The 25149-nt window shown below is 63.7% G+C and carries 21 protein-coding genes and 6 tRNA genes; 12 read left to right on the top strand and 15 right to left on the bottom strand.

The window, feature by feature from the left end; all coding sequences use genetic code 11:
• The 4 genes from apbC to F1609_RS29780 form a co-directional block, all read left to right on the top strand.
• Positions 1 to 980, top strand: a 980-nt coding sequence (gene apbC / locus F1609_RS29765; RefSeq protein WP_167080843.1) for an iron-sulfur cluster carrier protein ApbC, incomplete at its 5' end; no start/stop codon positions are given.
• 175 nt (positions 981 to 1155) lie between these two features.
• On the top strand, positions 1156 to 1551 hold the full coding sequence (locus tag F1609_RS29770; RefSeq protein ID WP_167080845.1) for a DUF4399 domain-containing protein: 396 nt from the start codon (positions 1156 to 1158) through the stop codon (positions 1549 to 1551).
• Positions 1552 to 1608: 57 nt separating this feature from the next.
• Entirely contained in the window at positions 1609 to 2394 is a 786-nt protein-coding gene (locus tag F1609_RS29775) for a substrate-binding periplasmic protein (protein ID WP_229422139.1), read from the top strand.
• Between the two features lie 155 nt (positions 2395 to 2549).
• Positions 2550 to 3749, top strand: coding sequence for a right-handed parallel beta-helix repeat-containing protein (locus F1609_RS29780; RefSeq protein ID WP_187363176.1), 1200 nt, complete (start codon positions 2550 to 2552; stop codon positions 3747 to 3749).
• A 70-nt stretch (positions 3750 to 3819) separates the two neighbouring features.
• Here F1609_RS29780 and F1609_RS29785 read toward each other — a convergent pair whose 3' ends face one another.
• The 6 genes from F1609_RS29785 to F1609_RS29810 all read right to left on the bottom strand — a co-directional run bounded on the left by F1609_RS29785 (position 3820) and on the right by F1609_RS29810 (position 13138).
• Positions 3820 to 4977 (bottom strand): VWA domain-containing protein, encoded by a 1158-nt coding sequence (locus tag F1609_RS29785; RefSeq protein WP_167080847.1) that lies wholly within the window; start codon positions 4975 to 4977, stop codon positions 3820 to 3822.
• Positions 4967 to 7255 carry a DUF5682 family protein gene (locus F1609_RS29790; RefSeq protein ID WP_167080849.1) on the bottom strand — a complete coding sequence of 763 codons (2289 nt, stop codon included), beginning with the start codon at positions 7253 to 7255 and terminating at the stop codon, positions 4967 to 4969. The genes F1609_RS29785 and F1609_RS29790 overlap by 11 nt, the downstream gene beginning before the upstream one ends.
• Before the next feature lie 7 nt (positions 7256 to 7262).
• Positions 7263 to 8354 carry an ATP-binding protein gene (locus tag F1609_RS29795; protein ID WP_167080851.1) on the bottom strand — a complete coding sequence of 364 codons (1092 nt, stop codon included), beginning with the start codon at positions 8352 to 8354 and terminating at the stop codon, positions 7263 to 7265.
• Entirely contained in the window at positions 8351 to 9949 is a 1599-nt protein-coding gene (locus F1609_RS29800; RefSeq protein WP_167080853.1) for a DUF5691 domain-containing protein, read from the bottom strand. The genes F1609_RS29795 and F1609_RS29800 overlap by 4 nt, the downstream gene beginning before the upstream one ends.
• Positions 9946 to 11301 carry an SWIM zinc finger family protein gene (locus tag F1609_RS29805; protein WP_167080856.1) on the bottom strand — a complete coding sequence of 452 codons (1356 nt, stop codon included), beginning with the start codon at positions 11299 to 11301 and terminating at the stop codon, positions 9946 to 9948. Before F1609_RS29805 ends, F1609_RS29800 begins: the two co-directional genes overlap by 4 nt.
• 337 nt (positions 11302 to 11638) lie before the next feature.
• Positions 11639 to 13138: a vanadium-dependent haloperoxidase gene (locus F1609_RS29810; protein WP_167080858.1), complete on the bottom strand. Its 1500-nt coding sequence runs from the start codon at positions 13136 to 13138 to the stop codon at positions 11639 to 11641.
• Between the two features lie 308 nt (positions 13139 to 13446).
• On the opposite strand from F1609_RS29810, the gene gltX reads away from it, so the two are divergent.
• From gltX to F1609_RS29850, 8 genes are all read left to right on the top strand, one after another.
• Positions 13447 to 14841: a glutamate--tRNA ligase gene (gene gltX / locus F1609_RS29815; protein ID WP_167080860.1), complete on the top strand. Its 1395-nt coding sequence runs from the start codon at positions 13447 to 13449 to the stop codon at positions 14839 to 14841.
• A 64-nt stretch (positions 14842 to 14905) separates the two neighbouring features.
• A tRNA-Ala gene (locus F1609_RS29820) sits at positions 14906 to 14981 on the top strand.
• A gap of 63 nt (positions 14982 to 15044) precedes the next feature.
• Positions 15045 to 15120, top strand: a tRNA-Glu gene (locus tag F1609_RS29825).
• Between the two features lie 139 nt (positions 15121 to 15259).
• Positions 15260 to 15335 (top strand) — tRNA-Glu (locus F1609_RS29830).
• A 65-nt stretch (positions 15336 to 15400) separates the two neighbouring features.
• Positions 15401 to 15476, top strand: a tRNA-Ala gene (locus F1609_RS29835).
• A 55-nt stretch (positions 15477 to 15531) separates the two neighbouring features.
• Positions 15532 to 15607, top strand: a tRNA-Glu gene (locus F1609_RS29840).
• 173 nt (positions 15608 to 15780) lie between these two features.
• Entirely contained in the window at positions 15781 to 16956 is a 1176-nt protein-coding gene (gene earP / locus F1609_RS29845; protein ID WP_167080862.1) for an elongation factor P maturation arginine rhamnosyltransferase EarP, read from the top strand.
• Between the two features lie 118 nt (positions 16957 to 17074).
• Positions 17075 to 17650 carry an elongation factor P gene (locus F1609_RS29850; RefSeq protein ID WP_054267202.1) on the top strand — a complete coding sequence of 192 codons (576 nt, stop codon included), beginning with the start codon at positions 17075 to 17077 and terminating at the stop codon, positions 17648 to 17650.
• A gap of 66 nt (positions 17651 to 17716) precedes the next feature.
• Here the strand turns inward: F1609_RS29850 and F1609_RS29855 are convergent, their stop codons facing one another.
• From F1609_RS29855 to F1609_RS29895, 9 genes are all read right to left on the bottom strand, one after another.
• Positions 17717 to 18181 carry a TssQ family T6SS-associated lipoprotein gene (locus tag F1609_RS29855; protein ID WP_167080864.1) on the bottom strand — a complete coding sequence of 155 codons (465 nt, stop codon included), beginning with the start codon at positions 18179 to 18181 and terminating at the stop codon, positions 17717 to 17719.
• Between the two features lie 18 nt (positions 18182 to 18199).
• On the bottom strand, positions 18200 to 19891 hold the full coding sequence (locus F1609_RS29860; RefSeq protein WP_167080866.1) for a serine/threonine-protein kinase: 1692 nt from the start codon (positions 19889 to 19891) through the stop codon (positions 18200 to 18202).
• On the bottom strand, positions 19888 to 20661 hold the full coding sequence (locus F1609_RS29865) for a PP2C family protein-serine/threonine phosphatase (RefSeq protein ID WP_167080868.1): 774 nt from the start codon (positions 20659 to 20661) through the stop codon (positions 19888 to 19890). Before F1609_RS29865 ends, F1609_RS29860 begins: the two co-directional genes overlap by 4 nt.
• Positions 20654 to 21283: a type VI secretion system-associated FHA domain protein TagH gene (gene tagH / locus F1609_RS29870; RefSeq protein WP_167080869.1), complete on the bottom strand. Its 630-nt coding sequence runs from the start codon at positions 21281 to 21283 to the stop codon at positions 20654 to 20656. The genes F1609_RS29865 and tagH overlap by 8 nt, the downstream gene beginning before the upstream one ends.
• Before the next feature lie 305 nt (positions 21284 to 21588).
• Complete coding sequence (gene dbpA / locus F1609_RS29875) at positions 21589 to 22998, bottom strand: ATP-dependent RNA helicase DbpA (RefSeq protein WP_167080871.1); 1410 nt, start codon at positions 22996 to 22998, stop codon at positions 21589 to 21591.
• A 95-nt stretch (positions 22999 to 23093) separates the two neighbouring features.
• On the bottom strand, positions 23094 to 23327 hold the full coding sequence (locus F1609_RS29880; RefSeq protein WP_167080873.1) for a hypothetical protein: 234 nt from the start codon (positions 23325 to 23327) through the stop codon (positions 23094 to 23096).
• A 94-nt stretch (positions 23328 to 23421) separates the two neighbouring features.
• A tRNA-Met gene (locus F1609_RS29885) sits at positions 23422 to 23498 on the bottom strand.
• Positions 23499 to 23772: 274 nt separating this feature from the next.
• Positions 23773 to 24195: a transposase gene (locus tag F1609_RS35460; RefSeq protein ID WP_370661688.1), complete on the bottom strand. Its 423-nt coding sequence runs from the start codon at positions 24193 to 24195 to the stop codon at positions 23773 to 23775.
• A 533-nt stretch (positions 24196 to 24728) separates the two neighbouring features.
• Entirely contained in the window at positions 24729 to 25148 is a 420-nt protein-coding gene (locus F1609_RS29895; RefSeq protein WP_167080875.1) for an Imm44 family immunity protein, read from the bottom strand.
• Position 25149: the final 1 nt, after the last annotated feature.

The raw sequence follows: 25149 nt of genomic DNA on the forward strand, positions 1-25149 counted from the left end.
GCAACGATATCGCCCTCGACGTCGAGCTCGGCTATCCGGCCAAGAGCCAGATCGACGCCATCCGCAGCGCGGTCGTGGCCGCCTTGCAGGCGCTGCCGGGCGCAGGGCGGATCAATCCGAACGTGTATTCCAAAATTATTTCGCATACGGTGCAGCGCGGCCTGAAAATCATGCCGAACGTGAAGAACATCATCGCGGTGGCTTCCGGCAAGGGCGGCGTGGGCAAGTCGACGACGGCGGTCAACCTGGCGCTGGCCCTGGCGGCCGAGGGCGCCAGCGTTGGCGTGCTGGACGCCGACATTTATGGTCCGTCGCAGCCGATGATGCTGGGCATTAACGGCCGTCCGGAAACCTCGGATGGCAAGACCATGGAGCCGCTGGAGAACCACGGTTTGCAGGTGTCGTCGATCGGTTTCATGATCGATCCGGACGAGCCGATGGTGTGGCGCGGCCCGATGGTCACGCAGGCGCTGCAACAGTTGCTTGAGCAAACCAACTGGCGCGACCTCGATTACCTGATCGTCGACATGCCGCCAGGCACCGGCGACATCCAGCTGACCCTGTCGCAAAAAGTGCCGGTCACGGGCGCGGTGATCGTCACCACGCCGCAGGATATCGCCCTGCTGGACGCACGCAAGGGCTTGAAAATGTTCGAGAAAGTCGGCATTCCGATCCTCGGCGTGGTGGAAAACATGAGTACCCACATCTGCTCGAACTGTGGCCACACCGAAGCGATTTTCGGCCACGGCGGCGGCGCCAAGATGTGCGCCGACTTCGGCGTGGAGTTTCTTGGGGCCTTGCCGCTGACCATGTCGATCCGCGAGCAGACCGATTCGGGCCGCCCGACCGTGGTGGCCGAGCCGAATGGTCCGGTGGCGCAGATCTACAAGGATATCGCGCGCAAGGTTGCCATCAAGATCGCCGAGAAGGCGAAAGACATGACCAGCAAGTTCCCCAGCATTGTCATCAAAAACGACTAAGTAAGTGTGCAGAAATTACAAGAATTTATGCGCACTTACTTAAGCCAGGCTGAGAGGGCCTATCTGTTCAGATAGGCGCTATCGTGTGGCGCTTTCGCGGCGCCCGCGTGCAAAATAGGCAAGGGTTGGCGTGGTCCACGCCGGCCAGCCTTTTACCAACCGCAAAGGAATCTACTTGAAATCGTTCATCAAGCACATCGTCTTCTCCGCAGCCCTGCTGGCGGCGGCCGCCGCGTCGGCGCAATCGGTCAACTTCGTCGAGCCGGCCGACGGCGCGACCGTCAAGAGCCCGTTCAAGGTCAAGTTCGCCGTCGAGGGCATGGAGATCAAGCCGGCCGGGGCGCTGGTCGCCAATTCGGGCCACCATCACCTGGTGATCAACGGCGGCGCCATCAAGGAAGGCGAATCGATTCCCTTCGATGACAAGCACTTGCACTTCGGCAAAGGCCAGACCGAGACCGAGGTCAAGCTGCCGCCGGGCGAGTACACCCTGACCATGCAGTTCGCCAACGGTGCGCACCAGTCTTACGGCACGCCGATGAGCAAGTCGATTAAAGTAACCGTCAAGTAATTCCCCCTGGAGCGCTGTCGGCAGTACAATTGTTTTATCGATAAAACAACCCCTGCCATGACGCGCTCCGATTCCTCCGTTGATGTTGCCAGGCGCGCCCTGTTGCTGGGCACGGCGGCGGCACTCGCCATGCCGGCCGCCACGGCGCGTTCCGGGCCACGCGAGCTGCTGGTCGTCGGCGCCCATTTCGCCAGGGTGTACGAGCGCGCCAACGGCGAATTTTCGGGCATGGCGGTCGAGATCATCCGTGCCATTGCAGGCGAACTCGGGCAGCCGGTGCATTTCGAGCTGTACCCGTGGGCGCGCGCGCAGTCGATGGTGGCGCAGGGCCAGGCTGATATTCTGGTCGGTCCCTACAAGTCGCCGGAACGGCTGGCATCGTTTGCGTTTTCCGAGCGGCCGTTTTACCAGGACCAGATGGTGTTCTTCTCGCGCAGCAATGCACCGTTTGCCTGGGACGGCACCTACGCGTCCTTGCGCGACAAGCGCATCGTGCTCATCAATGGCTGGGCTTACGGCGACGAATTCAATGCCGCGCGCGAACATCTGACGGTCAGCGTGACCAATTCGGTCGAGTCGGCGCTGACCATGCTCGCGCACGGGCGCGTCGATTTATTTGCCAGCAATGTGCGCAATACCGAGCCGGTGGTGCCATTGCTGGCGCTGGAAGGCAAGGTGATCCCGGTCGGGCGCACCATTTCCCTTCAGCGCGGTTATTTCGCCTTCCCCAAACGTCCCGAATACGACGTCATGCGTGCACGCTTCGACCGTGCCTTCAATGCCTGGGTCGACAGCGGCGAACTGCGCAAACTCGGCAAGCGGCTCAACGTCCAGGTGCCCTGAGCGGCGCTGTAGCGCGCCGGCCCCGGCTATATCCGCGTAGTATTGACAACTTGCGGTTATCATACGCCGCTTGACGCATTGACTACGGTCATATTCCCAGTTGATTTTTCGCAGGAGATGCGTTGGTGCGTCGGCCTGCTCCCAGGAGACAAACAATGATTGATAAAAATATTTTGCGCGCTGCTTGCGTGTCGGCGGTAGCGGTATTCGGCGTCCAGGCGAGCGCCTCGGCAGCGATATTGTCGGTCGGACCGGGCAAGACCTATGTCAAACCCTGCGCCGCGATCGCCGCGGCGAAGAATGGTGACACCGTCGAGATCGAAGGTGGCGTGGTGTACAGCGGCGACGTGTGCGGTATTTATGCCAGCAACTTCACGATCCGGGGCGTGAATGGACGTCCGAAAATCGATGCCGCAGGCAAGAATGCGATGGGGAAAGCGATCTGGGTGGTGGTCGGCAACAATGTGTTGATCGCCAACGTGGAAATGTTTGGCGCCAAGGTTCCCGACCGCAATGGCGCAGCCTTGCGCCTGGAGGGCGCCGGCTTTACCTTGCTCAACAGCTTCCTGCACGATAACGAGAACGGCATTCTCAGCGGCGCCAATGCGGCCAGCGATGTGGTCATCGAAGGCACCGAATTCGGGCGCAATGGGTATGGCACCGGGCAGACCCATAATCTGTATATCGGCACGGTGCGCAGCCTGACCTTCCGCCGCAATTTTTCGCATGATGCCAACGTGGGCCATAACCTCAAGTCGCGCGCGCAGACCAACTATATTTTGTATAACCGCTTTTCCAGCCTGCGCCCGGGCGAAACCGGTTCGACCGCCGCCGGCCAGCCGAGTTACGAGATCGATTTACCGAATGCCGGTACCTCGTACGTGATCGGGAATGTGATCCAGCAGCCTGCGGCCAACCAAAACGGGGCCATGCTGGCGTATGGGGAAGAGGGGGCGTCGAATGCCGGGCATGATCTGTATGTGATCAATAATACCTTCCTCAACGACGATACCGCGCGCGGGGTGTTTGTGATGGTCGGGTCGGGCGTGACCAAGCCGGTTCTGCTGCAGAATAATATCTTTTCTGGGATCGGGACCTTGAGTACGCAGGCCACCACGGTAGCCAAGACCAATTACCGCTCTGTGGCGCCGGGGTTTGTCAACCGCGCGACCTACGATTTGCGGCCGACGCCGTCGCCGCTGGTGGTCAATGCCGGCAGCGATCCGGGGGTGTCGGCCACTGGCTATGTGCTCAAGCCGGTGGCGCAGTACAAGCATGTGGCGTTCTGGGTCGGCCGCCCGGTGGTCGGCGAGCTCGATATCGGGGCGTACGAGGCGAATTCGATCGCGCCTTAGCCACCGACGTCCTTCCCGGCCTCGGCGGCCGCCTTGGCGGGAAGGACGGCTTTCAGGTTAGCGATGAGGCTTACGCCTTCACCCCCACAATCCCCGCTTCCGCCGCCCACTGGCTTATATCGCTGCGCTTGATCGCCGCCGCCATCAATTCCGGGAACAGATCGGGCGTACACGCAAAGCACGGCGCCCCCAGCGCGGCAAAATACGCCGCATTCGCGTGGTCGTAACTGGGCGCTCCGTGATCGTCGAGCGCCAGCAGCACAATCACCTGCACCCCGGCCGCCACCAGCGCCGCCGCCCGCTTGCGCATTTCGGCATTATTCCCGCCTTCATACAGATCGCTGATCAGCACGAAAATAGTGTCGGCCGGGCGCGTGATCAAACCCTGGCAATACCCCAGCGCGCGGTTGATATCGGTCCCGCCGCCCAATTGGGTACCGAACAGCACATCGACCGGATCGGCCAGCATTGGCGTCAGGTCGATCACCGCCGTATCGAACACCACCACTTGCGTGCTGACCGCCTTGATGGTCGCCAGCACCGCCGCGAACACGCTGGCGTACACCACCGACGGCGCCATCGAGCCGCTCTGGTCGATGCACAGCACGATATCGCGCAGCGATTGCCCCTTGCGCCCGAAGCCGATGCGCGTTTCCGGGATAATGGTCCGGTATTCCGGCTGGTAATGGCGCAGATTGGCGCGGATCGTGCGCAGCCAGTCGATTTCGTGATGGCGCGGGCGGCGGTTGCGTACCGCCCGGTTCAGGCTGCCCGATACCGCTTGCCGGAATGGATTGGCCAGCCGGCGCTCGAGCTCGTCAACGACTTGCCGCACCACCATGCGCGCGGTTTCCTTGGTCTTGTTCGGCATCACCTTGTTCAAGCTGAGCAGGGTGGCAACCAGGTGCACATCCGGTTCGACCGACTTGAGCATTTCGGGTTCGAGCAGCATTTGCTCCAGGCCCAGGCGCTCCAGCGCATCTTTCTGCATCACCTGGACCACGCTCGACGGGAAATACTGGCGGATATCGCCCAGCCAGCGCGCCACGTTCGGCGCCGAGGCACCGAGCCCGGCGCCGCGTCCCGACGGCGGGTTGTACAGGGCCGACAGGGCGCGGTCCATGGCCAGGTCGTCGACCCCGAGCCCGTCTTGCGGCTGGCCCGGTTCGGCGCCCAATACCATGCGCCAGCGGCGCGTTTGTTCCTGCGGGGTGATGTCATGCGCCATGAGCGCCCTCCGTTGTCAATGTGGCTGCGCTGCCGCCGAGAATCATGCCGAGCACCGGCAGCACCAGCCTGGCGCGCGCTTCATCGAGCTTGCCGCCCGCTGTGGCGATGCTCAGCGTGCCACCGGCGCTGCCGGCGCGTTCGCTCAGCTGGCGCCGCTCGGGCGCTTCAAAGGCGCCAAAGGTGCGGCGCAGCAGCGGCAACAGTTCGACGAAGCTCTCCGCATCCAGGCTGTTGATCCAGGCATTGACCAGGGTCCATAAACTGTCGTTGTGCAGCAGCAGGGCCGCGCTGCCTTGCAGGAAGCCTTCCAGCCAGTTGCCGCTGGCCAGCGGGGCACTGGCGTGCGAGCAGCGCTGGGCCAGGGCGCGCGCGGTGCGTTCCTGGTCCCAGTGTCCTTGCTCCGACAAAATCCGGGCGCAGCGCCCGCCGATCAGCGGATGCGACTGTTCGTTGCCGGCCACCTGGTCGAGCGCATCGAACCAGGCTTGCAGCAGCGTATCTTCCTGGATCAGGCGGATCGCGCGGTCGGCGGCGATCACTTGCTTGACCAGCCCTTGCGCCGGTTCGTCGGCCATGCCCAGCACGCCGTAGGGCAGGGCGATGCAGGCGCGCGTGACGAGGCCGTCGACCACCTGGCCGATGGCGCTGGTGTCGGTGGCGCGCACGCTGCCGTAGCGCAGCACGCCGGCCAGCGGCGGCAGGGCCGCCAGCATGAAACCGACGTCGGGCGTGAGCGCGCCGACCTCCTGAATGCGCTGCATCAGCAAGTCGACCGCTTGCGGCAGGTCGGCCAGCAGCACCTGTTCGATCAGGGCGGTCAGTTCGGGCAGGGTGGTTGCTTCATTGGCCAGGCTGACCGCCTTGCCGGTGGCGGCCGCTTGCACGGTGCCGCCCCACACGTTCGCTTCGATCAGGCGGATCGCAAACTCCGGCTCCCATGCCAGGCGCCACCATTCGTGGAAGGTGCCGGACTTGCCATTGACGTGTTCGTAACGGCCCCACGCGACCCCGAGCAGCGCCAGGCGGTGCAGCAGCACGCTTTTTTCCAGGTGTGCCGGCTGGCGCAGGTCGAGTTCGAGCTGGCTGTGGTCGGCCTTGGGCGGCAGGCGCAAGCGTTTTTGCTGGGCCTGCACATCCTGCGGCAGCGGCAGGGTCGGCACGCTGTCGGGGACCTCGCCCAGGCGCTCGTTGACCAGCAGGGCGTCGTGGATCAGGCGCAGCGGGGCGTCGTTGTCGTAGCAAAACACCGCGCGCACGGCTTCCTGCAACTCGCCCAGGCCCGGACGGGGCCGTTCGCGCATCGCCGCCAGGGTATCGGCCAGGCGCACCGCTTCGATGATGCTGGCCGAGGAGGCGTCCAGGTCGTGCTTGCGCAGCAAAATGGCGACGTCGGTCAGCCAGTACAGGCTGGCCTGGGCCGGATGGTTCCACATGTGATGGTACCAGCCGGGCGCGCTGACCCCCGCTCCGTAGCCGCTGCGAAACGCCAGGCGGCCGTAGCTCCACGGCGTCCAGGTCGCGGCCAGTTTGACCTTCGGCAAGCCCTTGAGCAAGTCGTTGTCGCTCTTGGCCGACGGCATGCTTGCCAGCGCCGGCACGTGGTAGGCGCCGCACACCACGGCGATGCGCTGGTGGCCCTGTTTTTCGGCCAGGCGGATGGCGTTGCGCATCCACGCTTCGCGCTGCTGTTCTTGCAGCTTGGGCGGGGCGGCGATCTCGCTGCGCACCGTGGTCATCATTTCGGCGATGGCGGCGAACAGGTCGAGGCTGTCTGCGCGCTGCTCGACCAGGTGCTCCCACCAGGTGTCGGTGTCGGAGAAGCCGGCGGCGTTGGCGAGCCAGTGCAGCGGGTCTTCGTGCAGTTCGTCGGTGTCGGTGGCGGACGCTGCTTGCGTCGCTTCGCGTTCGTCCTCTTGTTCAGCCTCAGCCTCGGCCGGAACCACGTCGGCCACGTCCGGCTCGGCCAGGCGATGCGCCTGCGGCAAGTCGCAAAAGCGCACCGGCACGCCGTTGGCGGTGGCGTAGCGCATGGCTTGCCATTCCGGCGAGAACTCGGCGAACGGATAGAACACGGCGCGCTGCGGCGCGGCCGGCACGTAGACCAGCAGCGCGACCGGCGGCTTGATGGCCGGATCGGCGGCAAAGGCGATCAGCTCGTCGGCCTCGGGCGGGCCTTCGATCAGGATGCAGTCCGGGGCCAGCGCCTGCAAGGCTTGCGCCAGGCTGCGCGCGCAGCCCGGACCGTGGTGGCGGATGCCGAATAAATGGACGCTCATCGGCCACTCAATTCATCACGTCGCGGCAGGCCCGGTACAGGTCTTTCCAGCCTTCGCGTTCCTTGACCACGGTTTCCAGGTATTCCAGCATGACCACGCGGTCCTGCACCGGGTCCTTGACGATGGCGCCGATCATGCCGGCGGCCACGTCGGCGCCGCGCATGGTGCCGTCGCCGAAGTGGGCGGCCAGCGACATGCCGTTGGTAATGACCGAAATCGCTTCGGCCGTGCTCATGCTGGCGCTGGGGGTCTTGATCTTGCGCTTGCTGTCGGCGGTGAGGCCGGCGCGCAGCTCGCGGAACACGGTGACGACGCGGCGGATTTCTTCCAGCGCCGGCACTTCGCCGGGCAACTCCAGCGCGCGGCCAAGGCTGGCCACGCGGGTTTCGACGATGCGCACTTCCTCGTCGGCGGTGGCCGGCGGCGGCAGCACCACGGTGTTGAAGCGGCGCTTGAGCGCGCTCGACAGTTCATTCACACCACGGTCGCGGTCGTTGGCGGTGGCGATGATGTTAAAACCTTTTTGCGCCAGCACTTCGTCGTCGAGTTCGGCGATCGGCAGCATTTTTTCCGACAGGATGGTGATCAGGCTGTCCTGTACTTCGCTCGGGATGCGGGTCAGTTCTTCCACGCGGGCGATTTTGCCGTCGCGCATGGCGCGCATGATCGGACTCGGCACCACCGCTTCCATCGACGGGCCCTTGGCCAGCAGCTGCGCGTAGTTCCAGCCGAAACGCACCGCTTCCTCGCTGGTGCCGGCGGTTCCCTGCACGATCATGGTCGAATCGCCGCTGATGGCGGCAGCGAGGTGTTCCGACACCCACGACTTGGCGGTGCCCGGCACGCCCAGCAGCAGCAGGGCCCGGTCGGTGGCCAGGGTGGCGACGGCGATTTCGATGATGCGCGCATTACCGATATATTTAGCGCTAATTTCCACGCCATTGTCCAGGGTTCCGCCCAGCAGATATTTGGACACGGCCCATGGCGACAGCTTCCAGCGCGGCGGACGCTGGCGCGTGTCGGCCGCGGCCAGCGCTGCGAGTTCCTCGGCGTACTGGGTTTCGGCGTGCTGGCGCAGGATGGTAGAAGTGGCGGTCATGCAGATTGCTCCTGAAAAGGTAAGTACATATCGTGTCGGAAACGCAGGGTGCGCAGGAATTTGTCGACCGTGTCTTCCCACTGCGCAAACTCGGGGATGTCTCTGGGCCAGCCGTTTTCGTAGGCCTCGATGGCGCGCGGATCGAGCACCAGCGCCAGCGTGGCCATGCTGTAGCCGAGCGACCAGCTTTGCAGCGTGTTGGCCGCGCAGCCGGCCTGGATGCGGCTGACCACGGCCTTGGACAAGGCCAGCGGCCAGTTGCGCCTGGCATTCTTGGCGGCGTCGTCGAGCAGGTCGATCAGGCTCGAATGGGCGTGCATCCAGGCGGCCGGGGTGGCTTCGACCAAAGTGGCCAGCAAGTCGTCGGCGGCGTCCGGCGGCAGGGTGCCGAACAGGCTGAAGAAGTCGCGCGGCATGTGGGTGTGGATGCCGGACGATTTCAGGTACAGGTCGAGGAAGGCGGTGAACCACGCATGCAGGCTGGCATCGTAGCCGGCTTGCAGGCTGCGCTGCAGCGCGCTCGACCAGCCGAGCAGTAAAGTATGTTTGAACTCGCTGCCCATGGCCAGGGTCAGACAGGTACGCGGCGAGGCGTCGAAGCTGGCCGACCAGTGCGTCGGCGGAACGGCCGCCAGAATATCGACCACCCAGCTCGATTTTTCACCCATGGCGGGGTACAGGCCGGCGCCGACGCCGTCGCGCTGCATGCTTTTGTCGCGTTCTTGCGGTACCTCGACCAGCAGGTGGCTGGTGCCGCCGTTGCGTTCGAGGCGCAGCAGCGGCTTGGCGCGCGCCAGCATGCGCTGCGCCAGTTGCGAGCCGGGCAGGCCGGCCAGCAGGCGCTGGGCCACGCTGCGCACTTCCTTGCGCTTGTCGTCGAGCGCGCTTTCGAGAAAGGCTTCGTCGGCCAGGCTCAGGCCGACGGAGAGGCAGCCGAGCAGGGTGGCGCGGTGGTCCGGCGTTTCGCTGGCCCAGGTCGCTTGCAGGGCTTGCACGGCGGCGCCCGGGTCACTGGCGCGCATGTCGCGCAGGGCGTGGGCGCGCTGTTCGATATTGCCGTCTTCCCACAAGGCGTTGATGTCATCGGTGTCGGCGCCAACCCAGTTCCAGTCGGGATTCTGCTTGGCCAGCCAGTGCCCGCGCGTGCCCAGCACGCCTTCGATCAGGCTGCGCAAAGGGCGCTGCGCGGTGCCCATGTCCAGCACGCCGGGCAGCAGGCGCGGCGGCAGGCGGCATTGATGGGCGTTGGCCAGGCGCAGCCACTCGGGGCGAACTTGCGGATATTCATCGAGCAGCAGCAGCGCCAGCGCCTTTTCGGCCTGCGCCGGGCAGGGGCGCAAGGCATCGCTGTCGCAGGACGGCGTTGCCGGCGCGGCTTGCGCGGCGCTGCCGGGCTGGTAGCCGGCGCGCTGCCACAGGCAATGGGCGGCCAGCGCGAGCCACAGGTTCGCCTCTTGCGGTGCCGTGTTCGCGCCGGGACGGCCGCGCACGCCCTCGCGCAGGTCGGGCGGCAAGTCGTCGTCGAAGCCGGGCGCGGCGCGCGAAGTGCCGATCTGCAGGGTTTGATGGATTTTTATCGGGAGCGGGGAACTCATGCTACGGTCTCATTGTCAAAATGATGCAAGCGGCCTTCGGTGAACACGCTGAGCGGGACGATGGCGTGGCCGTCCCACTCGCCGATCACCGTGACCGGGTGGCCGCCGCTGAGCGCGAGCAGCGGCCACAGGTGGCGAAAGCCTGGGTGCAGCGGCAGTATGCGGCCATCGGCGCCGGCAAGGTGGGGCGCTGTTCCTGCGTGCGGCACCATGGCGTCGAGCAGCAACGGAAAGCGCTCAAGAAAGGGGTTGCGCGCCAGCGCGCCGGCGTAAGCGGCCAGCGCGGCGTCCAGGGTGGGGGCCGGGGCCAGCGTGGTGTCGAGCGTGCCGAAGGCGTCCTGCTGCCTGATCAGGGCGCGCAGCGGGTAAGCGCCGTGGTAGAAGCACAGTTCGCCGTCGAACTGGGTGCCCGGCGCCAGCACCTTGTCGTAGCCCAGGCTGCCGGCGGCGTATTGCAAGATCATGGCCCAGCGCCCGCTCGCTTGCCCGCGCAGCCAGGTCGTGCGGGCGCGCACGCGTTCGTTGTCGCCGGTGTGCTGGGCCAGCACTTGCCAGCGGTCCTGCACGCCGGCCTGGGCCAGTACGTCCTCCTGGCTGATGTTCCAGCCGACCAGGGAGCGCACGTCGCTTTGCAGTTCCGGCGTCAGGTCCGGCAGGCGACTGCACGCGGTGCAGAGCAGGTAGATCGAGGCCAGCTCGCGCGCCAGCCGGGTTTCCCAGTTTGGCAGGCTGGTATCGAACGCCATGCCGCTGGCGCGGCGCAGGCGCGCAGCCAGGCCGGCGGCCTGAGCGTCGACCATGCGGGCGGCAATGTCGTTCCAGAACCCGGGGCCGCGTGCGCGCAGGGTCGACAGGCCCTCGCGCGCCAGGTCTTCCAGCCAGGTTTGCAGCTCGACGATGCCGGCTGCAACCTTGCTGTCGCGCTTTCCCTCGCGCTTTTGTGCGGCGGCGGCCAGGGCCGCGGCTTGTTCGGGCGTGGCGGCGGCGGCTTTGTCGGCAGCGCTTTGCTGCTTCTTTTCGCTGCGCTGCTGGCGGCTGTCGAGCCAGTCGCTGACCCACTGCGGCGCGTCTGCTGCGGCGAACAGCGCGCCGTTGGCGGCCAGTAGCAGGTACAGGCCGATGCCGTGCTTGCACGGAAACTTGCGGCTGGGGCAAGAGCACTTGAAAGCAGGCTCGTCGAGGTCGATCTGGGTGCGGTAGGGAACTTTGCCGCTGCCCTGGCATTCGCCCCACACGGCGCTGTCGGTCCGGCCCAGGTTGCTCCACTTGGCGGGTCCGGCCAGCTGGCTGCCGGCGTTGGCGGAACTCGCATCGGGCGCCAGTGCGAGGATTTGATCGGCGTTCAAAGTCATGGAGGGAACAATGCCCGCGGCCAAAGACCGTTGGTAAATGATTAAAGTTAGTAAGTTAACCGTTGGTGGCCATTTTGGGAAGTCCTTTTTTGCCGAAGTGGGCCGTCAGTCATGCCAGCGCCGGATGTGGTGGGCGTAGCGCTGGCGCCTGGCTGCGGAGCGGCGACCGGGCCCGGGCGGCTGTGCTTGGTTACGCGCGGCGGCGTTGACGAGGAAGAATCGGATCTGGGGATGGCGACCGGCATTGATCCGCTCGAGCCAGGCCGGGCCGTACGCGGCTGCCGGCTGCCAGGCCGGCCGATTCCGGCCTGGCAGCGCGTGGCGGCGCGGCGCGTCGTCAGGCGTTGCCGCTCCAGAGCGCGCGTGCGCGTGCAAACGCTGTGGCGCCCACCTGGTTGCCGAGCGAGCGGCCGTCATCGCTGGCACGCTCGAAGTGGATGCCCGTATATACACGCGACGCGCTGGCCTCGATGACGGCGTCGGTAAAGGTTTCCCAGGCAAGCGTGACGGGCGCCGTGGGCAGGCCGGGATCGATCAGCAGCGAGCGTGCCTGGATGGTGACCGCGTGCCTGAACAAATCGCTGCCGGTAAAGCGCCGCAGTACTTCGGCCGAGGCCGCGCTGAAGGTGCTGTGTCCGGAAACATGGTCGGGAAAGGCCGGTGTCGGTGCGCTCGGCAGCTGGAAGGGCATCCAGGCCTCGCCGGGGACCGGCCGCAGGCCGCCGGCCGGGCCTTCGGGGCCGAAGCTTTGAACGATGCGCCCGTTGAACAGGTAGCGGATCGCGGTGATCGGGCGGGCTGAATCGTAGGCACGCTTGGCGTCCCAGGCGGCAATGCTGGCATCGAATACGGCATTGGTGAGCGCGAAAAACAGTTTCACGTCGTCATCGTCGGTGTAGCCCTTGCGCGCCGATATCAACTGGGCAAAGCGGCACCAGTACGAGCCGGGCAATTCGCCGCTGGCGCCGCCGGCCCAGAAGTCGCCGATGACCTTCTGGCGCTCGGTCAGGGTGGCCTGGATTTGAACGATCTCGGTTGCCTGGTCGACAAATTCCTGGGTGCCGAAGGCGGCAGGCGGGGGCGGGCGGAACTGGCTCCCCGAGGTCAGCGCGAACGGCTGCAGCGTGCCCCAGAACGGGGTGAGAAAGCTCTGGGTGCGGCGCACGCCGGCGGCGTCGTTGAACGAGAGTGGCTGCCAGCGGTCGGGGAAGACGATGCCGCTGCGCGGCGTGGGCTGGATGACCAGCAGGGGCGGATTGCGCGCCAGGTAGCCGCTGTAGTCGGCGAACGGGGTGCCGCCGGGCGCCATCGTGCCTGCCTGGTTGGCGCCATCGTCGCGGCGCTTGTCGAGCACCGCCTGGGCGGCGATGGTGCCCAGGCGGGGTGCGGTGGCGCTGTTGTTGTAGGCGTCGATCGGGCGGCTGCCGAGCGTGATGAGGTAGGCGGTGAAGGCGGCTTGCTGGCCGGGAAACTGATCGAGCAGGGCGGCATAGGCGGCAAAGCTCATGGCCCTCGCCTTGTTGGCCGCCGTGCGCTCCACGGCCGGCCTGCGCAACTGCGCGCCCAGGCACTGTCCGAGTGCGGCATTGTCGTAGGCGGCCCAGGCTTCGTACATGGCGCTGTGAACAATCGCGACCGCGCGCGCGGCCATGGGAGGCGCCATGCGCGTGGTGCGCACGGCCTCAAGCGCCTGGTTGTTCCAGCCGGTGACCGTGCCCTCTTGGGTCGGCTCCGGTGGTGGTGGCGAAGGAGGTGGGTTGTGCGAGCCGCCGCAGGCCGTGAGCGCATTGCCGATGGCGGCAGCGCCGCCGGCCGCCAGGAAGGTGCGTCGTTTCATGGTGTGTTCCCTGTGAGGTGGCTTCCGGCCGGGAAGCGCGGGGATGCCCGCAGGGTGGTCCGCGGTCGTGGGGGCATACGTGCGGACGATAGCCCGCCGCCGCCGCATGGGTGTTGCGGTGACTCAGGCGCGGACCTGCAGTCGTATCATTGGTGAGGCGCTGCCCGGAACAGGCCGCAGACGTCTGTCCCTGAGAATATGGCCCCAGGGCAAAATATGGTGCGGGCATGATGAAATCCGCGACGCTTTGATTCAGCGTGCAAGGCGACGCTGTAAAATACTTCTCTTTACCTACGCATACCATTCCCATGACCGTCGTCCGCACCCGTTTTGCCCCCAGCCCAACCGGCTACCTCCACCTTGGCGGCGCCCGCACCGCACTCTACAGCTGGGCGTACGCCCGCCACTTCGGCGGCACCTTCGTCCTGCGTATCGAAGATACCGACGTCGAGCGTTCCACGCCGGAAGCGGTGCAGGCCATCATCGAGGGCATGCAGTGGCTCGGCCTGTCGCACGACGAAGGCCCGTTCTATCAGATGCAGCGCATGGACCGCTACCGCGAGGTGCTGGCGCAGATGCTGGAAGCCGGCACCGCCTACCACTGCTATTCCTCGAAAGAAGAAGTCGACGCCATGCGCGAGCGCTTCACGGCCGCTGGCGAAAAGCCGCGCTACGACGGCACCTGGCGTCCGGAGCCGGGCAAGACCCTGCCTGTGGTACCGGCCGAGCGCGAGCCCGTGGTGCGCTTCAAGAATCCGCTCGACGGCGACGTCACCTGGGACGATGTGGTCAAGGGAACGATCACGATTTCCAACAAGGAACTGGACGACCTCGTGATCGCTCGTCCGGGCGGCGTGCCGACCTATAACTTCTGCGTCGCGGTCGACGACTGGGACATGCAGATCACCCACGTGCTGCGCGGCGACGACCACGTTAATAACACCCCGCGCCAGATCAATATCCTGCGCGCGATCGGCGCGCCGCTGCCGCAGTACGGACATTTGCCGATGATCCTCGACCATGAAGGCAAGAAACTGTCCAAGCGCACCTCGGCCGTGAGCGTCATGGATTACCCCGCCAAAGGTATCTTGCCGGAAGCGATGTTGAACTACCTGGCGCGCCTGGGCTGGAGCCATGGCGATGACGAGATCTTTTCAATGGAGCAGTTCTGCGCCTGGTTCAATACCGATCACCTGACCAGCTCGGCTGCACAGTTCGACCTGGAAAAGCTGGCCTGGCTCAACAACCGTTATATCAAGCAGGCCGACAACACCCGCCTGGCCGCGCTGGCGCGTCCGCTGATGGAAGCGCAGGGCGCCCGGTTCGACGGCGCACCCGACCTGGCGGCCGCACTGGCGCTGATGAAGGACCGCACCAACACGGTGAACGAACTGGCCGATGCCGCCATGCTGTTCTACCGCGCGCCGCAGCCGGACGCGGCCTTGATGACCCAGCACCTGACCGATGCCGTCAAGCCGGCGCTGGCCCAGTTCGCCGAGCGTTGCGCCACGGTCGAGTGGACCCGCGAAGCGCTGGCCGCAATGATCAAGGAGGTGCTTGCTGCTAACACGATCAAGATGCCAGTACTGGCGATGCCGCTGCGCCTCTTGCTCACTGGCCAGTTGCAAACACCGGCCATCGATGCGGTGCTGGTGCTGCTGGGACGCGAGCTGGTTCTGTCGCGCCTGAACGCTGCCGTATAAATTGTTTTTCCCGGGGCTTTGCATATTGCAAGCCCTAGTATATAATTCTGCTTCTTCGACGGACGGGGGTATAGCTCAGCTGGGAGAGCGCTTGCATGGCATGCAAGAGGTCAGCGGTTCGATCCCGCTTACCTCCACCACTAATCGAAGTAGTTGTGCGTAGTAGATTGCAGATAGATGCCACTATCTGATTGCAGTACCGGGTCCCCATCGTCTAGAGGCCTAGGACATCACCCTTTCACGGTGAGTACAGGGGTTCGAATCCCCTTGGGGACGCCAGGATTCGAGTAGTAAAAAGCAGTAAGATGCAGTATAATGCAGCCGCAGTTTAGTACCACTAAACGCCCTGACAAGTCAGGGTTTTTTATTGGTGCAGCAGGGCAGGTCAGGATGTAGAATACATCCAGGACAGATTTCTGTCCCCATCGTCTAGAGGCCTAGGACATCACCCTTTCACGGTGAGTACAGGGGTTCGAATCCCCTTGGGGACGCCAGTTTTACCAGAGGGTCGTGAAAACGGTTCTTTGTTATTCCAGCGCCGGGTAGTTCGCGTTACATGGGGGGTATAGCTCAGCTGGGAGAGCGCTTGCATGGCATGCAAGAGGTCAGCGGTTCGATCCCGCTTACCTCCACCAAGTTTTGATGTAGTCGTACATTGCAGGTAGTTGCCACTACCTGACAACAGTTCAGGTCCCCATCGTCTAGAGGCCTAGGACATCACCCTTTCACGGTGAGTACAGGGGTTCGAATCCCCTTGGGGACGCCAGTAAGAGCAAAAGCCGCCTTGTGCGGCTTTTTGCATTGTGCGATCGATCGGGTGGCGATAGCGGCATACCTTTAGCGCGTCGGTCGCGACCTAGCGTTAGCGCGTCGTCCCCGCGCGGGGACGACGGCGCATAAGTTGATGGGCATTTCCAATATAGTCTCCGACAAAGTCATATGATCCAAGCTCAAAAGCCTCGGCTGACCCTCGCCCTGTTCTGCCGTGTCGTCGATAACTACGGCGATATCGGCATCTGCTGGCGCCTGGCGCGCCAACTTGAGCGCGAGCACGGTATCGCCGTCACCCTGTGGGTCGACGACCTGCACAGTTTCCGCCGTATTTGCCCCGATATCGACCCCGCTGGCGCGCGCCAGGAGGTCGACGGCGTGCTGGTGCGCCACTGGGCCGGCCAGGATGGCGTCTTCGCGCCTGCCGACATTGCCGACATCGTCATCGAATTTTTCGCTTGCGACATTCCGCCCGGTTACATCACGGCCATGGCCCGGTGCGACCCGCGTCCGGTCTGGTTCAACCTGGAAGGTTTGAGCGCCGAAGAGTGGGTCGAAGGCTGCCACACCTTGCCATCGTCCCATCCGCGCCTGCCGCTGACCAAGCATTTCTTCTTCCCCGGCTTCACCGCCAAAACCGGCGGTCTGATGCGCGAAGCCACGCTCGACGACGAACGCCGCCGGTTCCAGGCCGATCCCGCCACGATGGCGGATTTTCTCGGCCAGTTCGGCGTCACACCGCAGGAAATGGCATCGACCAAAGTCTCGCTGTTCTGCTACCCGCACGCGCCGGTGGCGCAGCTGTTCGCTGCCTGGCAGGGCGGGGCGCAAGCCATCACCTGCCTGGTGCCCGACGGGGTGGCAAAAGAAGCGGTGGAAACTTTTCTGCAAGCGCCTGCCGACCCCGGCGCCGTCCACACGCGCGGCGCGCTGACCGTGCGCGTATTGCCTTTTGTCGCCCAGCCCGATTACGACCGCCTGCTGTGGGCATGCGACCTGAACTTTGTGCGCGGCGAAGATTCCTTCGTGCGGGCGCAGTGGGCCGGCCGGCCGTTCATCTGGCATATCTACCCGCAAGATGAAAACTTGCATCACAAAAAGCTGCGCGCCTTCTTGCAACGCTACGCTACCGGGTCAGACAGCCTGTCCGCGCTGTCGCTGTGCTGGAACGGCGCGACGCCGCACGATCCCGATCCGGCGCCGCTGTGGCCGCCGTTTCAGTCCGATTTGCCGGAAATGCATGCGCGAGCCGACGAATGGCAGCGCCAGATGTTGGCAAACGGCGACCTGACCAGTAATATGCTGATCTTTGCCTCTTCGCTTAGGTCATCGCACCCCGGATAAGGTACAATATTCGGTTAATTTCTAACGTATTTTTACCTCGATCAAACGTGAGCTTCCGGCGTCATGCCAGCAGGCGACAGATGATTTTTATGCAACCCACTTTTTACGTACACTCTTTATGAAACCTGCAAAAGAAATTCGTGTTGGCAACATTATTATGGTCGACAGCAAGCCTATGATCGTGTTGCGTTCCGATGTCAACGGCTCGAGCCGCACGGGCTTCACTTACAAATGGAAGATGAAGAATCTTCTGAACAACAGCCCAATGGAAAACGTTTTCCGTGGCGACGACAAGTTCGACGTTGTGGTGCTGGACAAGAAGCCGGTAACCTACTCGTACTTCGCCGATCCGCTGTTCGTCTTCATGGATACTGAATACAACCAGTATGAAATCGAAGAAGAAAACCTGGGCGATGCACTGCATTACCTGAAAGACGGCATGGAATGCGAAGCCGTGTTCTACGACGGCAAGGCTATCTCGGTCGAACTGCCAACCACGATCGCACGCAAGGTTGCTTACTCCGAGCCAGCAGTCAAAGGCAACACTTCGGGCAACGTCCTGAAAGAAGCCAAACTGGAAAACGCGATCGAAGCGCACAGCCACTCGGTCCAGGTGCCACTGTTCGTCAGCACCGACGACGTCATCGAGATCGACACCCGCACCAACGAGTACAAGCGCGTCGTCCGTAACTGATCACGCCGCTGCTCCAAAAGAAACGCTGCCTCATGGGCAGCGTTTTTTTTCGTCGGTATGCAATGATTACTTGGCTTTTTTGGCCCTGGCGAAGACCGGACCCCACAGCGGATGCCCGCTTTCGCCGGGCGCCAGCGCAAAGGCGGGATCGAGCTTGAAGGCTTTGTCGAAATGCTGGCGGCACGGCACCGGGCGCGAGGTCACGCAGTAGCTGAAGGCAATGTACTTGTGCGCCATGACCTGGCTGGCCTTGGAGCCGCCGGTCACATCGGCAGCGCCCAGGCGCTTGATGGCGTCGTTGTAGGAACCCTGGTTATACAGCTCGATGCCTTCGTTCAGTGCCAGCTGGTCGGCGCCCGGCGCCTGGGTGGCGGGAACGACCGGTGTTGGCGGGCGCGGCGCGGGCGTGCGCGGCGTCGTCGGCTTGACGGCAGAGCTCGGCTTGGACGGCGCTTCGGGGGTGACGCAGCCGGACAGCGCGAGGCTGCCGGCCAGTGCGGCGTACATCAGAAAGTGTTGGGATCGGTTCATGCCTCGATCTTAATGCGTTTATTTAGGCTGCGCTGTGAAATCATGTTCAATCGTGCGTGACTTGTTTTTGGCGGTATCGAGACTGACCGTGAAATCCTGGAAACCGGGATTGGCGATCCGGATCTTGTGCTTGCCGGCCGCCAGGGTCAGTTTTTTCAGCGGCGGCGTGACGCCCGCTTCTTTGCCGTCGACATAGATGGTGCCCCACGGCTTGATCGCCAACTTGTAGTTGAACGATTCCGGCGCGGCTTCCGGCGCTGGTTCCGGCACGGGCTCGGCCAGTACATCGGTAACGGCAGCGGCGGCGGCGCCGTCGGCCGGCGCTGTCGCGCCCACGGTGCCGGCCGGCCCAAGCGGCTCGACCGGCGCCGTGGCCGCGACCACGGGCGGCGTCACGGCGGCCGGCGGCGGCAGTGCCGCGGCGTCGGGGATGACAGGCTGGGCCGGCGCCACCATGATCGTGTCGGACGGCTTGGACAGCAGCGAATACACGCCCACGCCGATCGCGGCGATCATCACCACGGCCGAGGCGGCAATGCCGGTCCAGGGCGGCAAGCCCTTTTTGGCTGGCTTGACCGGTTTGGCCGGCTTGTCTGTCACGTCCGGCTTCGGACGGCGCGAGGACTTGGCCAGCGGATCTTGTTTCGACGAGGCGGGCGATTTCGACAGGCTGGTCTTGGCCGGCGCGCCATCGGCGGCGCTGGCGCCATTGGCCGCGAGCGGCCCGGTGCTGGCGCTGGCGGGGGCGTCCGGCAGGCGGTCGAGCGTGGCGAAGCGCTGCGCCGGGCCGGTGGGCCGGGCGCGCGGCGCTTCGCCGCCGGTTTCGATGCCGAGCAGGGCGCGGAAGGCGTCGATGGTTTGCGGACGGTCTTGCGCCAGCACCGCCAGGCCCTTGTCGATTGCCGCCAGGAAGGGCAGGCTGTAGCCGGGCAGGCCGCGTTCGGCCAGCGGCTTGACCGGATCGCGCACCATGCGCGCGATCGAGGTCGCCGGCGGTTCCTTGATGATGGCAAAAAACATCACCGCGGCCAGCGCGTAGATGTCGGTGTACGGCCCCTGGTCGAGCGAGGCGTCGCCGGCGTACTGTTCCACCGGCGCGTAGCCGGGTTTCAGGATCACGGTCAGGCCGCGCGTGCGGTCGCCAATGATCTGGCGCGCCGAGCCGAAGTCGAGCAGCACGGCGTCGCCGCTTTCCTGCACGATGATGTTGTCCGGAGAAACGTCGCGGTGCAGGATCTTCATGGTGTACAGCATCTCAAGGGCGTCGAGAATCTGCTTCATCACCTTTTTACACCACGCTTCGGTCACCAGTTCCGGGCTATGCGTGACAATATCCTTGATCGTGCGGCCGTCGTAATACTGCATGGCGGTGTAGGCGGTGCGGTTCTGTTCCCAGAAACGGTGCACCTTGACCAGCGACGGGTGGTCGAACTGGGCCAGGAAACGCGCTTCGTTGATAAAGCTTTTCAGCCCCACATTGAAGGTTTCCTGGTGCCGTTCGGCACGCACCATGATGCTGTTGTCGCTGGCGCGCGCGGCCAGCACGCCCGGCATGTATTCTTTCAGGGCCACGCTGCGCTGCAGCGAATGGTCGAAGGCCATGTAGACGATGCCGAAGCCGCCTTCACCGAGTACGCCGGTGATTTCGAAGTCGGCCAGCCGGGTGCCGATCGGCAGGCAGTTTTCGGAGCCGGGGGCGAGCGCGTTCATACGATCTCTCTCTCGACGCGGATGGCGTAGGCGGAGAAATTGTCGCGTACCTTGTCGGTGCCTTCCAGGGCCGCCTCGGCCAGCGCGCACATGGCGGTCAGCCACTGCTCGCTGTTGCCTGACTCGGCCAGGGTGCGTTCCATCTCGTCTTCGTGCACCCATTCCCACAGGCCGTCGCTGCACACCAGCAAGGCGTCGCCGTCGAGCAGCTGGACCGGGCCGTCGCCGAGCGCGACCGGGGTTTCGCCTTCGGCGCCGACCGCCGCGAACAGGATGTTGCGTTGCGGATGGGTGCGCAGCTGCTCGGCGCGCGCATAGCCGGCGTCGATCAGTTGCTGGGTCAGGCTGTGGTCGCGCGTGACGCTGACCAGCTTCGCTTCGCGGAACAGGTAGACACGGGTGTCGCCCAGGTGCGCCCATAAAGCGTGGGCGTTGGCCTGGTCGACCAGCAGGGCGGCCACGGTGGCGCTCATGTCGTGGTTCTGCGGCTGGGTTTGTTTGTTTTTCGCAACACTTGCGATGGCGCTGGCGGTATACGAGAGCAAAGCATGGGCGCCGAAGGCGGGCACGCTGGCAAATTTTTCGAGCATGGCGTCGACCACGATGTTGGCGGCCACTTCGCCGCCTTCATGTCCACCGGCGCCGTCGGCGATGATGAAGCAGGAAATATCGCCATGCTGGGCTTCGCCGACAGCGTCCTGGTTGGTGGCGCGCATGCCGATTTCGCTGATGCGGGTCCAGGCCAGGCGGATTGGATTACGCTCAAGCATTGTTGCTGCCGGCATTCGCGCGCTCGACTTCCTTTTCGTACGCGGCCAGGAAGGCCGGGCCGAAAATGGTCTTGAACTGGTCTTTCGCTTCCGCTTCGGCAGTGTGGTAGGCCTGCTTGTAGGTCTTCCAGCTCTCGGCCTGGCGGCGCGAAGGAATCAGGCTGCCCATCATGCCGCCGCCCGAGACATCGGACTCGAACAGCTCGGGCTTGAGGCGCGCCATCATGGCGCCCATGCTGGCGCGGGTGCCGGCCACCATGCCTTTTTGGTGGCTGCGCAGGTCGTTGTAGGCATCGTCGAGCGACTCGAGCGGCTCCATGAAGCCGGGCATTTTCTTGCGCAGCATCTGGGTCAGCACGGTCTGGCTGTCCGGGAAGAACTTGAGTGGATTGTTGTTGCGCATCACCACCATCGTGACATCCGCCTTGACCTCTTGCTTGACCAGCGAACGCAGCGCCAGCAAGTCGATCGTCCCCTGTAGCGAGCTGGCCATCAGCTTGCCCATCAGCTCCATTAACTCCGGCGTCAGGCCGGAACCGAGCGCATCGGCAGGAATGCCGGCGCCGCGCAGGAAAGCCTGCTTCAGTGTTTCAATGTCATCAAGCACGACGTTATTATTCATGAGTGCGGGGCCGCAGGGAAGCGTCGATGTTTATCTCAAGCAATCATGCCAGATTTAACGATTAAGCGCATCACCCGGATGAACCTAATTTACGCATTTTGCCTCATGACAACGCAATTTGCCGCATCTTCCAGCACGAGCGCCTTCATTGGCGTCATGCGCGCGTCCTGGCGCTGCATTTCTGGGCAGCAGGACGCGTGACACGTTTAGTGTAGCTGCATAAGTGCCCCGCCGTATAGCCCGGCTTGTCGGATGCGCAACACAATGCATTAAAGAATCGTTACCAGATGTTTCCTGGCAGACTATCAGGCGTCGATAAAGCGCATCTTGAAGCTGCGGCCCTTGATGTTGCCGAAGTCGCGGCCCAGTTTGTTGCCCGCGTTGAGGCGCTGGAAAGCTTGCTCGGCCACATGGCGGTCGAGCGCGACGTAGGTCATGAATTCGAACACATTGATCTTGCCGACCTGTTCCTTGGTCAGGCCGGCGTCGCCGGTCAGCGCACCCAGCAGGTCGCCCGGGCGCAGCTTGTCCTTCTTGCCGCCCATGATGACCAGGGTCACCATCGGCGCCGGCGCGGCCGCTTCGCCATCGTCGGCCAGTTCGCTCAAGGGATGCCAGGCCACCGGCGCGTGCTGGTATTCCTCGATCAGCTTGACCCATTTCTTTTCGTTCGGGGCGCACAAGGTCAGCGCCAGGCCCGATTCGCCGGCGCGGCCGGTGCGGCCCACGCGGTGGATGTGCACTTCGGTATCTTTCGACACATCGGCATTGATCACCGCGCCCAGGTTGGCAATGTCGAGGCCGCGCGCGGCGACGTCGGTCGCCACCAGTACCGAGCAGCTGCGGTTGGAAAACAACACCAGGATCTCGTCGCGCTCGCGTTGCTCCAGTTCGCCGTACAGCGCCAGCGCCGAAAAGCCCTGCGCGCGCAATTCGTCGGCCAGTTCGCGGCAATGCACCTTGGTGTTGCAAAACGCCAGCGCCGAAACAGGTTTGAAGTGCTTCAAGAGGCGGCCGACGGCCTGGTCGCGGTTGTCGAAGCCGACTTCATAGAAGCGCTGCTCGATCTGGTCGCCGCTGTGCTGGGCTTCGACCACGACTTCCACCGGGTTGCGCAGGAACAATTCGGTGGCGCGGCGGATATCGTCCGGGTAGGTGGCTGAAAACAGCAAGGTCTGGCGGCGCGACGGGCAGGCGCTGACGATGCCGGCGATTTCGTCGTAAAAACCCATGTCGGTCATGCGGTCCGCTTCGTCCAGCACCAGGGTCTGCACCTTGGACAGGTCGATGCTGCCGCGGCCCAGGTGGTCGCGGATGCGGCCAGGGGTGCCGACCACGATGTGGGCGCCGTGTTCGAGCGAGGCGATCTGCGGGCGCATCGGCGCGCCGCCGGTCAGGGTCAGCACCTTGATATTGCCTTCGCCGCGCGCCAGGCGGCGCAGTTCGTTGGCCACCTGATCGGCCAGTTCGCGCGTCGGGCACAGCACCAGGCCTTGCACCGCGAACCAGGCTGGATTGAGTTTATGCAAAATGCCGATGCCGAAGGCCGCGGTCTTGCCGCTGCCGGTCTTGGCCTGGGCGATCAGGTCGCGTCCGTCGAGCACGTGCGGCAGGCTCTTGGTCTGGATGTCGGTCATCTCTTTATAGCCGAGCGAGTCCAGGTTGGCCAGGAAGGTGGCGGTCAGGGGCAGGGTGGCGAAGGCGTTTGGATTCATGGCGTGCTCTGGCAAAAAAGGGAACGGACCCAGTCTAGCAGGCAAGCTGCGAGAGGGCGGATGGCGCTGGTGCGGTACGGCCGCGCGCCGGGGAATTACGCGGCAGCCCAGTTGGGCAGGCCGGTCAGGTCGGTATTGTCTTCGCGCCGCCACACTGGCAAGCCGCTGGCGTCGGTTTCGTCGAGCAGTTCGAGCTGTTCCTGGCGGAGGGCGGCTTTGCGCTGGCGCGGCACGGTGGTGCGGCGCGCTTCGGCAGGGGGGTGAACGAGCGGCGCAGCCGCGCCGAACCCCGGCAAGTCGAAGGTCGCGTTATCTTTTTTGTCTCTCATGGGAGGTGTGGTGGACTGGCTTGAAGGCAGCCAGCCCCTTTCTAAAAACAAAAGCCCGGCTGTGTGAAGAGTCGGGCTCAGTTCAAAATGTATTTGGTTGCGGGGACAGGATTTGAACCTGTGACCTTCGGGTTATGAGCCCGACGAGCTGCCAGACTGCTCCACCCCGCGTCTGAGCGGCGAATTATATAGAGGTTTGTGCAGAAGTGCAATGCCTGGTGAAAATTGCTGCGTCAGGGGCCAGGATGGCCGGCTGCGCCGGCGGTCATACTAGAGGGCACCTCGAATTACCCGTAAATCCCGCATAATCGCCGGTCGCGATGCCGGCAGTTGCGTTTTTTGATGTCAGGCCGAGCCGCTTCCCGCCCGTTTTATAGGCGCTGAACCTCGTTTTGTGCAGTCCGGACGGACTGCGGGCGTCAGAACGCCTCGACCCTGGCCTCCTTCAAGTAGACCAGGCGCCGCAATTGTAAACGGCGACCTTCCAATTGAGCTGCAACGTGGCGCACGCCAGTCCGATTGCGCGCAGGCCTTTGCTGCCCATCTCGGCCAGGCCGGCAAACACATGCATCTGACTACTGGACCGCAGTCCGACAAAGCGCCGGAAGCTCAGGCGGTCGAGCAACTGGAATTCCATTTGTTCGTCGCTTAGGTTGAACAACTGCTGGATCAGCGGGACGCGAACTATCAGGTCGGTCGGGAATGGAGGACGCCCGCCGCGTTCGCGGCTGGGGCGGGGAGCGGCTTCGTCAAACGCACCGGCAAGCGCGATGAAGTCGACATGCTGCTCCATCACCTTGAGCGCATTACCAGGCTTGTTCCGCTTCGCTTCGCGTTCCTGGTCGGCAAGCAGGCTCGTTTTGATCATGGAATTAGGTCAGCAACATGAAGCCGCTATAAGGCCACGGCTGGGGTAGCTTTTCGAGGTGTCCCATAGTACCTGAGACGGCGCCAGCCCCATGTGGGAAAGCGCGATCGTCTGTGGTGGATGGGGCGGCTGCAGGAAAACAACTTTCCGGGCCGCGACGGTCGACAAAGTCGGCGCGAGCAAGCGTATCTCGCCGATTCCTGCTTGCTGCACCAAGAGGTCGGTCAACGACCCAGTGGCCCATCCACTGCCAGAGAGCTGATTTGACGAAGCGGCATACCTAGTAGGTACGCAGTGGATCGACGAACGGGCCAGCTGGCTCGCGCGCCAGAGAGAAGGGTGCAACTCCTCCGAAGCAAACTGTGCGTTAGCCGTCATAATTACTCTTGATAAATACTGTATTTATATACAGTATAGCCGATGGCGGGACAGGAAGTTAAATATGTGTTGGACGTGACTTCGGCTGGATGCACAAAGCAAAAGCCACGCCACAGCCAGGACGCTTTAGCGTGGGCTGACCCGAGTCCTGCCAATCAGGCGGCGAGTGTGGAAGGGCGCGGCAACTGTGCTAACAAACCGGAAAAGTACTGATCGAAGTCCGACAGGAATGCCTCTGTATCAAACTCGGCGAACTTGTACTTTCGGACAATTCGTGGCACTTCTTTCAACATGGCCACTACTACATTTTCCTTCCTTTCCTCTAGCGTTGCGTTCACGAAATCGGCAAGAGGTAGCATGATATCCATGTATAGTGCCTTGTCTTTTTTGCTATGACGAATACGCTGTTTGAAATTCAGTTCCGGATTTCTACAAATGAGAAAAATCGCAACTTTCCACAGCCCGTCCCCGTAGTCGGTCGCAAAGGCTTCCCAGTAGCTAGAGTCTGAAAACCAGTCCGTTACCGCATTGACCCCGGATTCATGATTAAAATCGCCTAATATTTGAACTTTCATA

This window comes from Massilia aquatica, assembly GCF_011682045.1.
Taxonomy (GTDB): domain Bacteria; phylum Pseudomonadota; class Gammaproteobacteria; order Burkholderiales; family Burkholderiaceae_D; genus Telluria_A; species Telluria_A aquatica.